The 12752-nt window shown below is 71.3% G+C and carries 11 protein-coding genes; 5 read left to right on the plus strand and 6 right to left on the minus strand.

Annotation, left to right across the window (positions count from 1 at the left end; all coding sequences use genetic code 11):
* Positions 1-34 precede the first annotated feature (34 nt).
* Positions 35-829, minus strand: a complete 795-nt coding sequence (locus tag ACIPTO_RS40875) for a VOC family protein (protein ID WP_401200541.1) — start codon at positions 827-829, stop codon at positions 35-37.
* Positions 830-1037: 208 nt separating this feature from the next.
* Here ACIPTO_RS40875 and ACIPTO_RS40880 point away from each other — a divergent pair, with 208 nt between their 5' ends.
* Positions 1038-1646 carry a TetR/AcrR family transcriptional regulator gene (locus ACIPTO_RS40880; RefSeq protein ID WP_366326365.1) on the plus strand — a complete coding sequence of 203 codons (609 nt, stop codon included), beginning with the start codon at positions 1038-1040 and terminating at the stop codon, positions 1644-1646.
* A gap of 17 nt (positions 1647-1663) precedes the next feature.
* Here ACIPTO_RS40880 and ACIPTO_RS40885 read toward each other — a convergent pair whose 3' ends face one another.
* On the minus strand, positions 1664-2968 hold the full coding sequence (locus ACIPTO_RS40885; protein ID WP_401200544.1) for a PucR family transcriptional regulator: 1305 nt from the start codon (positions 2966-2968) through the stop codon (positions 1664-1666).
* Positions 2969-3069: 101 nt separating this feature from the next.
* Here ACIPTO_RS40885 and ACIPTO_RS40890 point away from each other — a divergent pair, with 101 nt between their 5' ends.
* From ACIPTO_RS40890 to ACIPTO_RS40905, 4 genes are all read left to right on the plus strand, one after another.
* Positions 3070-3528 carry a nucleoside deaminase gene (locus ACIPTO_RS40890; protein ID WP_401200547.1) on the plus strand — a complete coding sequence of 153 codons (459 nt, stop codon included), beginning with the start codon at positions 3070-3072 and terminating at the stop codon, positions 3526-3528.
* Positions 3521-4486: an isopenicillin N synthase family dioxygenase gene (locus ACIPTO_RS40895; RefSeq protein WP_401200550.1), complete on the plus strand. Its 966-nt coding sequence runs from the start codon at positions 3521-3523 to the stop codon at positions 4484-4486. The genes ACIPTO_RS40890 and ACIPTO_RS40895 overlap by 8 nt, the downstream gene beginning before the upstream one ends.
* A gap of 127 nt (positions 4487-4613) precedes the next feature.
* Entirely contained in the window at positions 4614-6746 is a 2133-nt protein-coding gene (locus tag ACIPTO_RS40900) for a hypothetical protein (protein ID WP_401200553.1), read from the plus strand.
* The gene (locus ACIPTO_RS40905) at positions 6743-8284 is read left to right on the plus strand and encodes an ABC transporter substrate-binding protein (protein WP_401200556.1); all 1542 of its coding nucleotides are present in this window, start codon (positions 6743-6745) and stop codon (positions 8282-8284) included. Before ACIPTO_RS40900 ends, ACIPTO_RS40905 begins: the two co-directional genes overlap by 4 nt.
* Before the next feature lie 74 nt (positions 8285-8358).
* Here ACIPTO_RS40905 and ccsB read toward each other — a convergent pair whose 3' ends face one another.
* Genes ccsB through ACIPTO_RS40925 form a run of 4 tightly spaced genes read right to left on the minus strand, consistent with a single transcriptional unit; the run spans position 8359 to position 12677 of the window.
* Positions 8359-9477, minus strand: a complete 1119-nt coding sequence (gene ccsB, locus ACIPTO_RS40910; RefSeq protein ID WP_401200559.1) for a c-type cytochrome biogenesis protein CcsB — start codon at positions 9475-9477, stop codon at positions 8359-8361.
* A complete protein-coding gene (locus ACIPTO_RS40915) occupies positions 9474-11303 on the minus strand; it encodes a cytochrome c biogenesis protein ResB (protein WP_366326352.1) in 1830 nt (609 codons plus the stop codon). The genes ccsB and ACIPTO_RS40915 overlap by 4 nt, the downstream gene beginning before the upstream one ends.
* A 3-nt stretch (positions 11304-11306) precedes the next feature.
* Positions 11307-12068 (minus strand): cytochrome c biogenesis protein CcdA, encoded by a 762-nt coding sequence (locus ACIPTO_RS40920; protein ID WP_352111894.1) that lies wholly within the window; start codon positions 12066-12068, stop codon positions 11307-11309.
* Positions 12069-12074: 6 nt separating this feature from the next.
* Entirely contained in the window at positions 12075-12677 is a 603-nt protein-coding gene (locus ACIPTO_RS40925) for a TlpA disulfide reductase family protein (protein WP_366326350.1), read from the minus strand.
* Between the last annotated feature and the right edge of the window lie 75 nt (positions 12678-12752).

Here is a 12752-nt window from a genome sequence, read left to right on the forward strand (position 1 = left end):
CCCACGACCACTGACCACCCCGGTCGCCGCCAGCTCAGGAAGGCGACACTGGCGCTGGCGGTGGCGGTGGCGGTGGCGGTGGCGGTGGCGGTGGCGGTGCCAGCACACAGAACTCATGGCCTTCCGGATCGGACAGACACGTCCACGGCACATCACCCTGCCCGAGGTCGACATCCGTGGCCCCGAGACCCCGCACCCGCCCCACCTCCGCCGCCTTGTCGCAGGCCGGACAGGGCAGCAGGTCCAGATGAACGCGGTCCGGCACCGTCTTCGGACCGGACACGCGAAGGAACTCCAGATACGGGCCCGTCCCCTCGGGGGACCGCAACGACGCGTAGTCGGCGGTCGGTTCGCCCGGAGTCCAGCCCGTCACCTCGGCCCAGAACCGCGCCACGGCCCGCGGATCCAGACAGTCGACCACCACCGCGGCGACCGGACCGGTGTCGCGGTAGGTCTCCCGTGGCTCCAGCACGCAGAACTCGTTGCCCTCCGGATCCGCGAGCACGGTCCACGGAACGTCCCCCTGGCCCACATCGGCCGGCGTGGCCCCGAGGGAGCGCAGCCGGGCGACCAGCTCCTCCTGATGGGCCGTGGAGGTGGTGGCGAGATCGAGGTGAAGACGGTTCTTGACCGGCGTCTTGAGGTGCGGGACGGGGACGACGTCGATGCCCAGGCCGACCGTCTCGGGCCAGACGCGTCCACCGCCCGGACCCGTATAGGTCGTCACTCCGGGGCTGAAGGCGCTCCAGCCGAGGGCCTCCGCCCAGAACCGCCCCACCGCCGGGGCGTCGAGGGCCTTGATGTTCACCTGGACGGGTCGCAGCGCCATGAGGCCGACCCTATGCGCGCCCCGCACCCGACGCAGCGCGCCCCGCACAGCCCACCGGACCCAGCGGCCGTCCGTATCCCCCGAAACGGACGGACGCGGGCCCGGCCACCACCAAGTCTGGACCGCCGTACGGCCGAACCGGAAGAGGGTTCCAGAAACCTGCTCTAGAAATTCACTCTAGAACTTGGTTCCCCCTACGCTGTCCCGCATGAGCCCCAAGCAACAACGCGGCGAGGTCACCGCAGACCTGATCCTCGACGCCGCGCTCCGCCTGTTCGCGGAGCAGGGCGAGCAGGGCCTGACCGTGAACGCCGTGACCAAGGCCAGCGGTGTCAGCCTCGGCAGCCTGTACCACCACTTCGGCAGCCTGGACGGGCTGTTCGACGCGCTCACGGAGCGCTGGCTGAGCCGGTTGCTGGGCGAGCTGATCACGGCGATGCGGGCGACCCGCACCGCACGGACCGGCATCCGCGCGATCGTACGGACGCATCTGGCCTTCGCCCGCGAACACCGGGACGCCGCCCTGCTGTTGCACTCCGCCAGGACCGACCAGCGGAACATGATCCAGGCCAGACAGCTGCGGGACGCCCAGGAGGCCAGGCTGTCGGTGTTCGCCGTGTGGATCCAGTCGCACGTGGATTCAGGCGAGTTGGCGCCGCTGCCGCTGCCCCTGCTGGAGTCCCTCGTCCTGGGCCCGCTGGTCGGCGTGGTCCGCCGCTGGCTCTCACAGGTCGACGACGTCGAGATGGACCTCGACGAGGCCGCCCGCGTCCTCCCGGAGCGGATCTGGCGGTCGGTCGCCGCCGACCCGGGATAGCGGGGAACGCCAGGGATCTACGCCACCGTCCGCAGCCCCCGCACCCGCGCCGCCCCTGTCCCCGTCCCCCGCACCACGCGATGCGCGCACACCGCCGCCAGCAACTCCCCCAGCAGATCGGGGTCGTCGATCTCCAGACCGAGCAACGACTCGATGCGCTCCAGGCGTTGGTAGAGCGACTGGCGGCCGATGTGCAGCAGGGCCGCCGTGCGCGTCGGCGAGCAGCCGTGCCGGAGATGGACCTCCAACGTCCGCACCAGGTCGCTGGGATGGGCCGCCTCCCACGCCAGGAGCGGGCCCAGCGCGTGCTGCACCAGCCGGGTCAGCCGGTCCCGGTTCGCGTCGATGCCGCCGCGGGTCAGCTCGCGTTCCAGGGCCAGGGAGCGCGCCGAGGTCACCAACGGGCCGTCCGGGCGGGCGGGTTCGGCGGCCGGCACGGTCAGCGCCAGTTCCAGTGTCGTACGGGCGGCCCGCAGTGTGTCGCTCCAGCGCAGCCAGCCGCCGCCCGCCTCGACCGCGTGCCCCACCGCGACCGCCAGGCCGGGGTCGGCGGCCGTGCGGAAGGCCTCCTGGACGGTGCGGACGAGGTCGCCCGAGACGGACGCCGGGAGCGCGAGCAGGGCCAGGACGTCGGCCGGGAACGCGGCGCGCAGGACGCTCGCGCCGCCGAGCAGCCGGAGCGCCCGGTCCACGGCCGTCAGGTCTCTCGCGCCGTGGACGGAGACGCCGATCAGGCGGGCGCCGGGCCCGGGACGGAAGCCGGCCAGGGCGGACCTCGCCTCGACCTCGGGCTGGTTCAGCGCGGCACGGTCCGCGAGATCGGCCAGGAGAGCGGCCGTGTGGTCGTCGCCCCACGGGCGGACCACCGAACGGCCGGAGAGTCCCCGGGCCACGATCGCCCGGTTGGCCGCCTCGGTGATCCGGACGAAGGGGACGACCCGGCGCAGGGCCAGCAGGGGCAGGTTCAGGCGGCGGGCCTCGTCCGTGACCTCCGGCGGCATCGTCGGCAGGGAGCGGCCGGTCTCCACCGCCAGGCCGGACGCGCCCCGGGCCGCCAGCTCGCGGACGTAGCGGCGGCGGACCTCCGCGTCGGTGTCGGTGAGGCCGAATCCGTCGGTGAGGAGGAGTTCGCCGCCGTCGAGGAAGTTCGCGCCCTCGTAGACCTCGCTGACGGGGTTCCCCCCACTTCGGGCGAAGCCGAGAAGAAGCGGGAGGACCCAGCGCACGGGGCGGTCGAGACCGGTCTCCCCGGCGAGGAGTTCGGGCTCGGCGGCGCGGACGGGGTCGAGGGCCAGGACCTCACGGAGGGTGAGCGTGGGCACGGGAACCTCCAGAGGCGCTGACAGTTCGTCCGGCTAAGGGCTGCGGGGAGAGTACTTTCCGCACGTTGCCCTCGTGTTTCGGCCACTGGAGAGTGGTGACCATGAACCGCATCGATCAGGCACAGGCACGGACCTGGCTCGCCACCGCCGTCGCGGAGGCCCGCGCCGGGCTCGCCGAGGGCGGCATCCCGATCGGCGCCGCACTCTACGGCGCCGACGGCACCCTGCTGGGCCGCGGCCACAACCGGCGCGTCCAGGACGACGACCCCTCGACGCACGCGGAGACGGCCGCGTTCCGGGCGGCGGGACGGCAGCGGTCGTACCGGGGCACGACCATGGTGACGACCCTCTCCCCCTGCTGGTACTGCTCCGGGCTGGTGCGGCAGTTCGGCATCTCGCGGGTCGTCGTCGGCGAGGCCGCCACCTTCCACGGCGGCCACGACTGGCTCGCCGGACACGGCGTGGAGATCGTCCTCCTCGACGACCCCGAGTGCACCGCCCTGATGCGCGACTTCATCAAGAACAACCCGGAACTGTGGAACGAGGACATCGGTGACTGAGCCCCGTATTCCCACGATCGATCTGCGCCCCTGGCTTTCCAGGGACGAGGAGGCCCGCAAGGACATCGCCCGTACCGTCGACGACGCGCTGCAGACCGCCGGGTTCCTGCTCGTCACCGGGCATGGGGTGGATCCCTCCCTGCGGTCGCGGATCCGGGAGGCATCCCGGGCCTTCTTCGGACTGCCCGCCGAGGTGAAGGCTGCCTACTCCGCCAAGGTCGGCGGGCGGGGGTGGCTCGGGCCCGGGGCGGAGGCCAACGGGTACTCGGAGGGGACCGAGACGCCCCCCGATCTGAAGGAGTCGCTGACCTTCGCCACCGACCGGCCCTTCGAGGACCCGGTGGTCAACGCGGAGTGGTACGCGCCGAACGTGTGGCCGGCGGAGATCCCCGGACTGCGGTCGCTCTGCGAGGAGTACCTCGACCGGATGGGCGAGCTGGAGAAGCAGTTGCTGTCGCTGCTCGGGGTCGCGCTCGGGCTCGAACCCGACTTCTTCTCACGGCACATGGACCATCCGACGTACGGGTTCAACATCAACTGGTATCCGGGCACGGAGGTCGTCGGGGAGCCGGAGCCGGGGCAGTTCCGGATCGGGCCGCACACCGACTTCGGGACGGTGACGATCCTCGACCGGCAGGCCGGGAAGGGGGGACTCCAGGTCTTCACCGACGAGGGCGGCTGGGAGGACGCGCCGTTCGATCCGGCCGCGTTCACCATCAACATCGGTGACCTGATGGCCCGTTGGACCGGCGACCGGTGGCGTTCGGGACGGCACCGGGTGCTGCCGCCGCCCGCCGACTCACCGGCCGAGGAGCTGATGTCGCTGGTGTACTTCGGCGAGTGCACCCCGGGCACGCTCGTCGAGTCCGTGCCCGCCCCCGTCGGGAGGGTGGCCTACGACGCCGTCGACTCGCACGTCTACCTGCGGGAGAAGCTGGACTCGATCACCGTCGGCTGAACGAAGGCCCCCGTTCCGTCGTTTTCGTAACACAACGGACACCACGCGCCCTGGTACGAAACAACTCCCCCTATTTACCCTGGTGTTGATAGACAGGGTGCCGGACGACCGCTCAGGGGGAGATGCGGTGGGAAGAGGGCTGCATGGACGCGCGGCACTGTTCGAGGCACAGCCGCCCGGTCTCGCCGCGCGCCTGACCGGTCTGCGCCCGTACGAACTGCTCACCTCGCCGTACGAGCACCCGGAACCGCCCTTCGTGGTGCTCGCGGGCGCGCGCGGCCTCGGCAAGAGCACGGCGCTGGCCGAGCTGCGGACCGCGTACCGCGGGCACACGCCGGTCGCGCTGGTCGACTGCGAGGCCGACCGGCTGACCCGGCTGCCGGACGGGCGGCCCGCCGCGACCTGGTCGCCGGTGTGGCAGGCGCTGGAGACGGTCGCGGAGCAGCTGCGGGAGCCGGTGGTGCGCGGCGCCGGGAGCATCGACTTCCCGCGGCTGGAGGCCGGGTTGCTCGCCGTGTGCGCGACCGGCTGGGGCGCGCGGGACGAGGACAGCGCCCGTGAGGAGGCCCGCCGCATCCTGCTGCTGAGCGACCCGGCGCGGCGCTGGGCGACGATCGCGCAGGGCTGGGCCGGCAAGGTCGCGTCCCGGCTGATCGCCAACCTGTCGGGTACGGGACCGGTGGGCCAGGCCGTCATCGAGGCGACCCTGGACACCCTCTTCGACCTGGTGTGGACGCCGAACGGGCTGCTGAAGGCGGGCGCGGACTGGTACAGCGCCTACCCGGGCGCGAGCGGTGACGCCAAGCGCGGGCTGATCGAGATCGCCCGGGACTTCCGGGCCGACGGCACCTCCCGGGCGGACGCCGAACGCTGGCTCCTGCGCGCCCTGCTGGCCGATCTGTCGGACACCTACCGGCGCCGGTGGGAGCGGATGCGCCGGGTCGGGCGGCCGGTCGTGCTGGTCGACAACGTGCAGGCGGGGCCCGGCCCGGGGCTGCTGAAGGCCGTGCTGAAGGAACGGGCCGACGGCACCGGGGACCAGGTGGTGTTCGTCGCCGGTCTGCGCGGTCACCGTCATCCCGATCTGCCGGACGCGGTACGGCATCCGCTGCCGGAGGTGGCGCGGGCGAGCGGGTGGACGCCGGGGGCCTCGCCGTCGTCGCGGGCGCTGGTGGTGACGTTGCCGCCGCTGACGCCGGAGGAGGCGCGGCGCGCCATCGCCGACGTGTGTGTGCCGGACGGCACCACGCGTGTCGAGGTGCCGCCCCAACTGCCGTACGCCATTCACCGGTTGACGGCCGGGAGTCCGCTGGGGGCGGTGGTGCTGGGGCAGGCCGTGCGGCAGAACCGGCCGGTGGGGGCGGTCAGTCCGGGCGAGCTGCTGACCGCCGGGCTGAAGCCGGACGCGGACGGGGAGCGTGAACCGCGGCCCGTGTACCGGGAGTTGCTCGACCGGCTGGTGCCGCCGGGACTCGCGGAGGAGCTGGCCGTGCTCGCCACCGCGCACGACGGGGACTCGGCGCGGGCCCTGGCGGAGGCCCGGCTCGGGGACAGTTTCGGGGCGGCCGGGGTGAACCGGCTGCGCACCCAGCTGACCGCGGAGGGACTGCCTCCGGCCGAGGGCTACTTCGTCGGCGACCCGTTCCTGCGCACCCTGCTCCTCCTCCGGCTGCACCTCGACGACGCCGACCACGGCCGCTGGCGTGCCGTCCACCGCTCCCTGCTCACGCACTACGAGGGCCTGCCCGGCGACCCGGACACCCCGGCCCGCGCGCGCTACCGGCTGCACCACGAACTCGCCCTGGGCGACACGGCGGACGCGGTCGCGTATCTGCGGAACACCTTCCGCGTCATCACGCCGTACGCCTGGCTGGAGACGCTGCTGTTCGTCACCGCCGCGCCCTACTACCACGCGCACGATCCGCGCGGCCGGGACATCGGCGCGCCCGGCGACCACCGCAAGGCGGTCGCGCTGGCCCGCACGGACGCGGCCGAGGACCCGCCGGAGGGCGTGGACGCGGCACTGCATCTGACGGTACGGCGGCTGCTGCACGCGGTGTGGCAGGTGACGGATCCGCTGGTGCTGCCGGACGAGGAGGTCGCGGGCCGGATGCACTTCGATCTGGAGCAGTTGTCGAACATCTGGCCCGCGGGCAGCGAACCGCTGTGGCGGGCCGCCCAGCAGTGGCCCGAACAGGCCCTGGCCGGGCGTCCGTTACGGGTGCCGGGCGGCGACGACCGGGACGGGGGTCCGCGATGAGACCGTGGTTGCGTGAGGTGGTCCAGCGGGTCAGGACCATTCCGATCTACCGTTACACGGCCGTCGTGGTCGCCGCCGCGCTGGTCTTCGGCGTCGTCGTGCTGACCCGCGCGCTGACGCACGACGACCGCTCGTGCGCGGCCGGGGTGGCGCGGCCCGAGGACAGTGACGAGTGCGTCGGGGTGTCGACCTCGGCGTTCGACTTCGGGCAACGTCAGTTCGCCGACACCATCAGGGCGGTGGCCCGCGAGAACGGCAGGCTGAAGCCGGGCACGTACGTCACCGTCGCGCTCTTCGAGCCGTTCACCGCGACCGACGCCGACACCATGAACGACGTACGGCACGAGTTGCAGGGCGCCTATCTCGCGCAGTACCAGGCCAACCACGACGACAACGGCGAGACCCCGTACATCCGGCTCGTGCTCGCCAACCCCGGTGCCTCGGGCGACGCCTGGGAGCGGACGGTCGACCGGATAGTGGCGATGACGACGTCGTCCGACCGGCTGCGGGCGGTCACCGGCATAGGGACCAGCACCGACAACAACAAGAAGGCCGTGGCGAAGCTGACCCGGCTCGGCGTCCCGGTGATCGGCACCTCCATCACCGCCGACGATCTCGCCAACGGGCAGCGGGGCAAGGACCCTTACCCCGGTCTGGCCCGCGTGTCCCCCACCAACACCGACGAGGCGCGGGCCCTCGCGTCCTTCGCCCGGGTGACGGCGGACCGGGCGCTGCTGGTCTACGACAAGCCGGGCGACCCGTACACGAGGACGCTGCAACGGGCCTTCTCCACGCTGCTGAAGGGCTCGCCGTACGGTTCGTGGCCGTTCACCCCGCCCGCCGACCGCAGCCAGGAGGGCAGCACGCCCAACACCTTCCGGCAGATCACCGACCTGGTGTGCGACACGGACGCCAGGCTGGACACCGTGTTCTTCGCCGGACGGCACACCCAACTCCGGCAGTTCATCAACGCGTTGGGCCGTCGCGGCTGCCAGTCCCGTTCGTTCACGGTGCTCAGCGGCGACGAGGGCTCGTACCTCACCGGCGACCGGAAGCTCGACCGCGGTGCCCTCCAGCACGGTGTCGCCGTCCGCTACACCGCCCTCGCCCACCCGGACGCCTGGCTCGACAGCCCCCCGGCGAGCGGGGGTTCGGCCCAGGACACCCGCGACCTCGGCCGGCTGCTGACCGCCGCGAAGGCCCACCCGGTCGGCCCGATCGGCCCGGTCTCCCTCGACGACGGCCAGGCGATCATCGCCTACGACGCGATGCGCCTCGCCGTCCACGGCGTCCGCGAGGCCACGCCCGACCAGCAGAAGATCCCGCCGCTGGCCGACGTCGGCCTCCAGTGGCCACAGGTGAAGGGCTCGTTGCGGGTGAAAGGCGCGAGCGGCTGGATCTGCCTGGACGTCCACGGCAACCCGTACGACAAGGCCGTGCCGATCGTGGAACTCACTCCGCGGGGCGGCTCCCGCTTCGTGAAGATCGCCTGGCCCGAGGGCAGGCCGCCCGCGAAGGACTGCCTGCCTCCGGCCTGACCGCTCGACGGCGAAGGCCGGCTCCGGTGACCCATGTCACACGGAACCGGCCTTCGCCGTCGAGGAGTCGTGGCTCAGACGCCGGCGTAGGAGTGCTTGCCGCCGACGAAGATGTTGACGCCGTAGTAGTTGAACAGCCAGCAGCCGAAGGCGATCAGGGCCAGGTAGGCGGCCTTGCGGCCCTTCCAGCCGGCAGTGGCGCGGGCGTGCAGGTAGCAGGCGTAGGCGACCCAGGTGATGAACGCCCAGGTCTCCTTCGGGTCCCAGCCCCAGTAGCGGCCCCACGCGGACTCGGCCCAGATCGCGCCCGCGATGATCGTGAACGTCCACAGCGGGAAGACGGCCGCGTTGACGCGGTAGGAGAACTTGTCGAGGCTCGCCGAGGCGGGCAGCCGCTCCATCACGGAGGTGGCGAAGGCGCCGGGCTTGCCGCCGCCCGCGAGCTTGTTCTCGTAGCTGTCCTTGAAGAGGTAGAGCAGCGTGCCGACGGCGCCCACGTAGAAGACCGCGCCGCAGATGATCGCCGTCGAGACGTGGATGTACAGCCAGTACGAGTGGAGCGCGGGAACCAGCTGATCGCTGGCGGTGTACAGGACGGTGACGGCGATACCGAGATCGAGGAGGACCGTCGTGACCAGGAACAGGCCGAGCCAGCGCACGTTCTTCTTGAGCAGCAGCAGCGTGAGGTACACACCGACGGCGACCGTGGAGAAGGTGATGTTGAACTCGTACATGTTGCCCCAGGGCGCCCGCTCCACCGAGGCCGCGCGGGCGATGACACCGCTCAGCTCCACGAGGAACGCGAGCACCGTGAGGGACACGGCGATACGGCCGTAGAGGTCGCCCTGCTCGTCACCGCCGTGCGCGCCGGGACCGTCCGGGACGTCGCGCGAGCCGGACGCGGCGCGGACGACGACCTTCGGCCGCTCCAGGACGGCGGTGCCGCCCGCATTCTGCACGGTGACGGCGGGCACGTCCGCCTTCTTCGCGGCGGTGCCGGTCAGCGCGGCGGCCGTACGGCCGATCTTGCTGCGGCTGCCGAAGGTCCATTCGGCGATGTACGCGAGGAAGGCCAGGGTGTAGACGGCCATCGCGGAGTAGATCAGCGTGTTGCTGAGGTTGGCCAGGTGCTCGTTGGTGGCAGCGGCCAGATTGGTCACGGAGGCGAATTCGGTTGCGGCGGCGAGAGTCACTTCTCAGCCCCTTCGGCGGGTACGGGCGGTTCGACGCCGGAGTCGGAGTCGTGGGTGTCGGCGTCGGAGACGGGGGTCTTCGGGTCGTCGTCGGACGTCGGGTCGTCGTCGGTCTTCGTCGGGGCCCGGTCGTGCACGAGCGCGGCCAGGTCGCCGAGTTCCTCGGGGAGTTTCGCGGACTCGCTGCGGCCGAGCCCGGCCATCTCGACGACGGTGACACCGTCGTCGCCGGTGGTCGCCCGCACCCAGACGCGGCGGCGCTGGATGAACAGGGAGCCGGCCAGACCGAGGATCGCGGTGAGCGCGCCGGCCAGGGCCCAGTCGGTGCCGGGCTGCTGGACGACCTGGAAGCCCGCCCACTCCTTGATCTGCTTGTCGAAGGTGATCGACCCGGCGCCGTTCGGCAGCTTCATCGTCTCGCCGGGCAGCAGCTGGGACTTGAGGATGGCGCCCTTGGCGGTCTTGAACTGCTTCAGGTTCTTGGTGTCCAGCTGGTACACGTTCTGCGGGATGCCCGAGTTGACGCCCAGGTCACCGTGGTAGCCGGTCACGTTGAGCACCGGGTAGTCGAGCCCCGGGTACTGGGAGAACATCGTGCCGCTGCCCTTGGCGTAGGTCGGCACGAACAGGGCCGCGAAGCCGAGCTGTTCGGCGACGCCCTGGGCGTTCTTGTAGCCGTCGAGGACCTTGATCGCGCCCTGCGAGGTGACGTTGGAGTCGATCGGCAGCATCGGCACGGCCTGGTGGAAGACCACGTTGCCCTTGCCGTCCCGGACGGTGACGACCGGGGCGTAGCCGTGGCTGACGAGGTAGACCTTCGAGTCGCCGATCTCCAGCGGCTCGTTGACCTTGATGGTGTGCTTCTCCGCCTTGCCGTAGGCGCCGAGGCTGTAGGTGATGTCGGCCTGGTAGGTGCGCGGGGTGCCGCGGTTGGGGCCGGTGCGCTCGTAGGTGCCGGTGAAGCTCTTCAGGTTGAAGCTGAAGGGGACCAGGTCGTCGTCGCTGAAGAGGTTGCCGGACTTGAAGTCGTCGTACTGGGTGAGGGTGTTGGAGAAGCCGTCGCCCTCGATGATCAGCTTGTCGCCCTCGGACTTGAAGAGCTGGCCCCAGGCGAAGGCGATCAGCATCACGATCAGCGCGAGGTGGAAGAGCAGGTTGCCGGTCTCGCGGAGGTAGCCCTTCTCGGCGGCGACGGCGTCACCGGCCACATGGGCACGGAAGCGGCGCTTCCGCAGGGTCGCGAGGGCGGCCTCGCGGACCTCCTCGGGCGCGGCGGCGGTGCGCCAGGTGGCGTACGCGGGAAGCCTGTTGAGCCGCTTGGGGGCACCCGGCGGACGGCCGCGGAGCTGGCCGACGAACTGCCAGGTGCGCGGGATGATGCAGCCGATGAGGGAGACGAACAGCAGGACGTAGATCGCGCCGAACCAGGCGGAGCCGTAGACGTGGAAGAGGCCGAGCTTCTGGTAGATCGGGCCGAGCGTCCTGTGCGCGTCCTGGAACTCGGAGACCTTCAGCGCGTCGGTGCCGGACTGCGGGATCAGCGAGCCGGGGACCGCGCCGAGCGACAGCAGGAACAGCAGCATCAGCGCGACCCGCATCGAGGTCAGCTGGCGCCACATCCAGCGCGCCCAGCCGAGCACCTCGCGGCCGGTCCAGGCGAGCCAGCCGGTCAGGCCGGGCCTGCGGTTGCCGCCGAAGGAGCCGGGCATGGCGGTCTCGACGGGGGCCGTGGAGAGCTGCGAGCCGGCGGCGCCGAGGTCCTGTTCGTCGGCGGAGGAGTCGGCCCGGGGCGTCTCGGCGGGCGAGTCGGCGGTCGTCTTGCTCATCGATCAGATCCCTACAGTGAAGCCGTCGGACCAGCCCTGCATGTCCTGCACCAGCGCGTCCCAGGCACCGGTGAGCAGCAGCACACCGGTCACGATCATCATGGTGCCGCCCACGCGCATCACCCAGACGTAGTGGCGCTTGACCCAGCCGAAGGCGCCGAGGGCCTTGCGGAACGCGACCGCGGTGAGGACGAAGGGGACACCCAGGCCGAGACAGTACGCGACGGTCAGTATGGCGCCGCGACCGGCACTCGACTGGTCCATCGAGAGAGCCTGCACGGACGCGAGGGTCGGGCCGATGCACGGGGTCCAGCCGATCCCGAAGAGCGCGCCGAGCAGCGGTGCTCCTATGAGTCCCGTGGTCGGCCGCTTGTGGAAGCGGAACTCACGCTGGGTCAGCCACGGCATCATCCCCATGAAGAACACGCCCATGAGGATCATGAGCACGCCCAGCACCTTGGTCAGGACTCCCTTGTTCTCCTGGAGCGTCTGCCCGAAGAAGCCGAACAGGGCTCCGCCGGAGACGAACACGACGGTGAAGCCCAGGACGAAGAGGGAAGCGCCCGCGACCATCCGGCCGCGGCGGGCGTCGCCGAGGTCGGTGCCGGTGACTCCCGTGACATAGGAGAGGTAGCCGGGCACGAGCGGCAGGACGCACGGGGAGAAGAAGGAGACGAGTCCGCCGAGGACCGCGATCGGCAGCGCGAGCAGCAGGGCTCCGCTGCGGACTGTGGTGTTGGGGTCGGTGACCGCCGCGAGCAGCACGTCAGCTCACTTCTCCGCGATGACCGGGTCGAGCATCTCGCGGAGCTTGTCCTCGCTGAGTGCCTGGAGCGCGCGGGCCGCGATCTTGCCGTCCCGGTCGATGACGATCGTGGAGGGGATGGCCTGCGGGTTGAGGGTGCCCTTCTTGAAGCGGAGCATCAGCCGGCCCGTCGGGTCGTAGAGACTCGGGTACGGGACGGCGTACTTCTTCTCGAAGGCGACGGCCGGTTCGGTGCTGGTGTCGCGGGTGTTGAGGCCGACGAACTGGACGTCCTTGTCCGCGGTGGCCTTGGCGACCTGGACGAGGTTGTCCGCCTCGGCGCGGCACGGGGAGCACCAGGAGCCCCACACGTTGACGACGAGGACCTTGCCCTTGTAGTCGGCGGTGTTGAGCGTCTTGCCGTCGATGGTCTTGCCGGACAGGTCGGGGGCGGCCTGGCGGTCGCCCTTCTTGACGGTCGCGATGCCGTCGGAGCCGGTGATGAAGTTGGTGTTGCCCGAGCCTCCGGAGGTGCCTCCGGAGCTGCACGCGGACAGTACCAACGCGGCGGCGGCGACACCGGCGGTCGACAGGACGGCGCGGCTACGGGCGCGGCTGGCGGCACTCATGTGAAAAGTTTCGCATGCCCGTTCCGGGGATCTTGAGCACCCCCCTCAAGGGCGCCCCTCGGGCGGAAAACCGCA

Origin of the sequence: Streptomyces sp. NPDC090083, assembly GCF_044747445.1 — a bacterium.
Lineage (GTDB): Bacteria > Actinomycetota > Actinomycetes > Streptomycetales > Streptomycetaceae > Streptomyces.

Bases quoted from the DNA above. Each gene is read 5' to 3' on its own strand.
- ACIPTO_RS40875 (WP_401200541.1), bottom strand. From the start codon at position 829: ATGGCGCTGCGACCCGTCCAGGTGAACATCAAGGCCCTCGACGCCCCG.
- ACIPTO_RS40880 (WP_366326365.1), top strand. From the start codon at position 1,038: ATGAGCCCCAAGCAACAACGCGGCGAGGTCACCGCAGACCTGATCCTC.
- ACIPTO_RS40890 (WP_401200547.1), top strand. From the start codon at position 3,070: ATGAACCGCATCGATCAGGCACAGGCACGGACCTGGCTCGCCACCGCC.
- ACIPTO_RS40905 (WP_401200556.1), top strand. From the start codon at position 6,743: ATGAGACCGTGGTTGCGTGAGGTGGTCCAGCGGGTCAGGACCATTCCG.
- ACIPTO_RS40915 (WP_366326352.1), bottom strand. From the start codon at position 11,303: ATGAGCAAGACGACCGCCGACTCGCCCGCCGAGACGCCCCGGGCCGAC.
- ACIPTO_RS40925 (WP_366326350.1), bottom strand. From the start codon at position 12,677: ATGAGTGCCGCCAGCCGCGCCCGTAGCCGCGCCGTCCTGTCGACCGCC.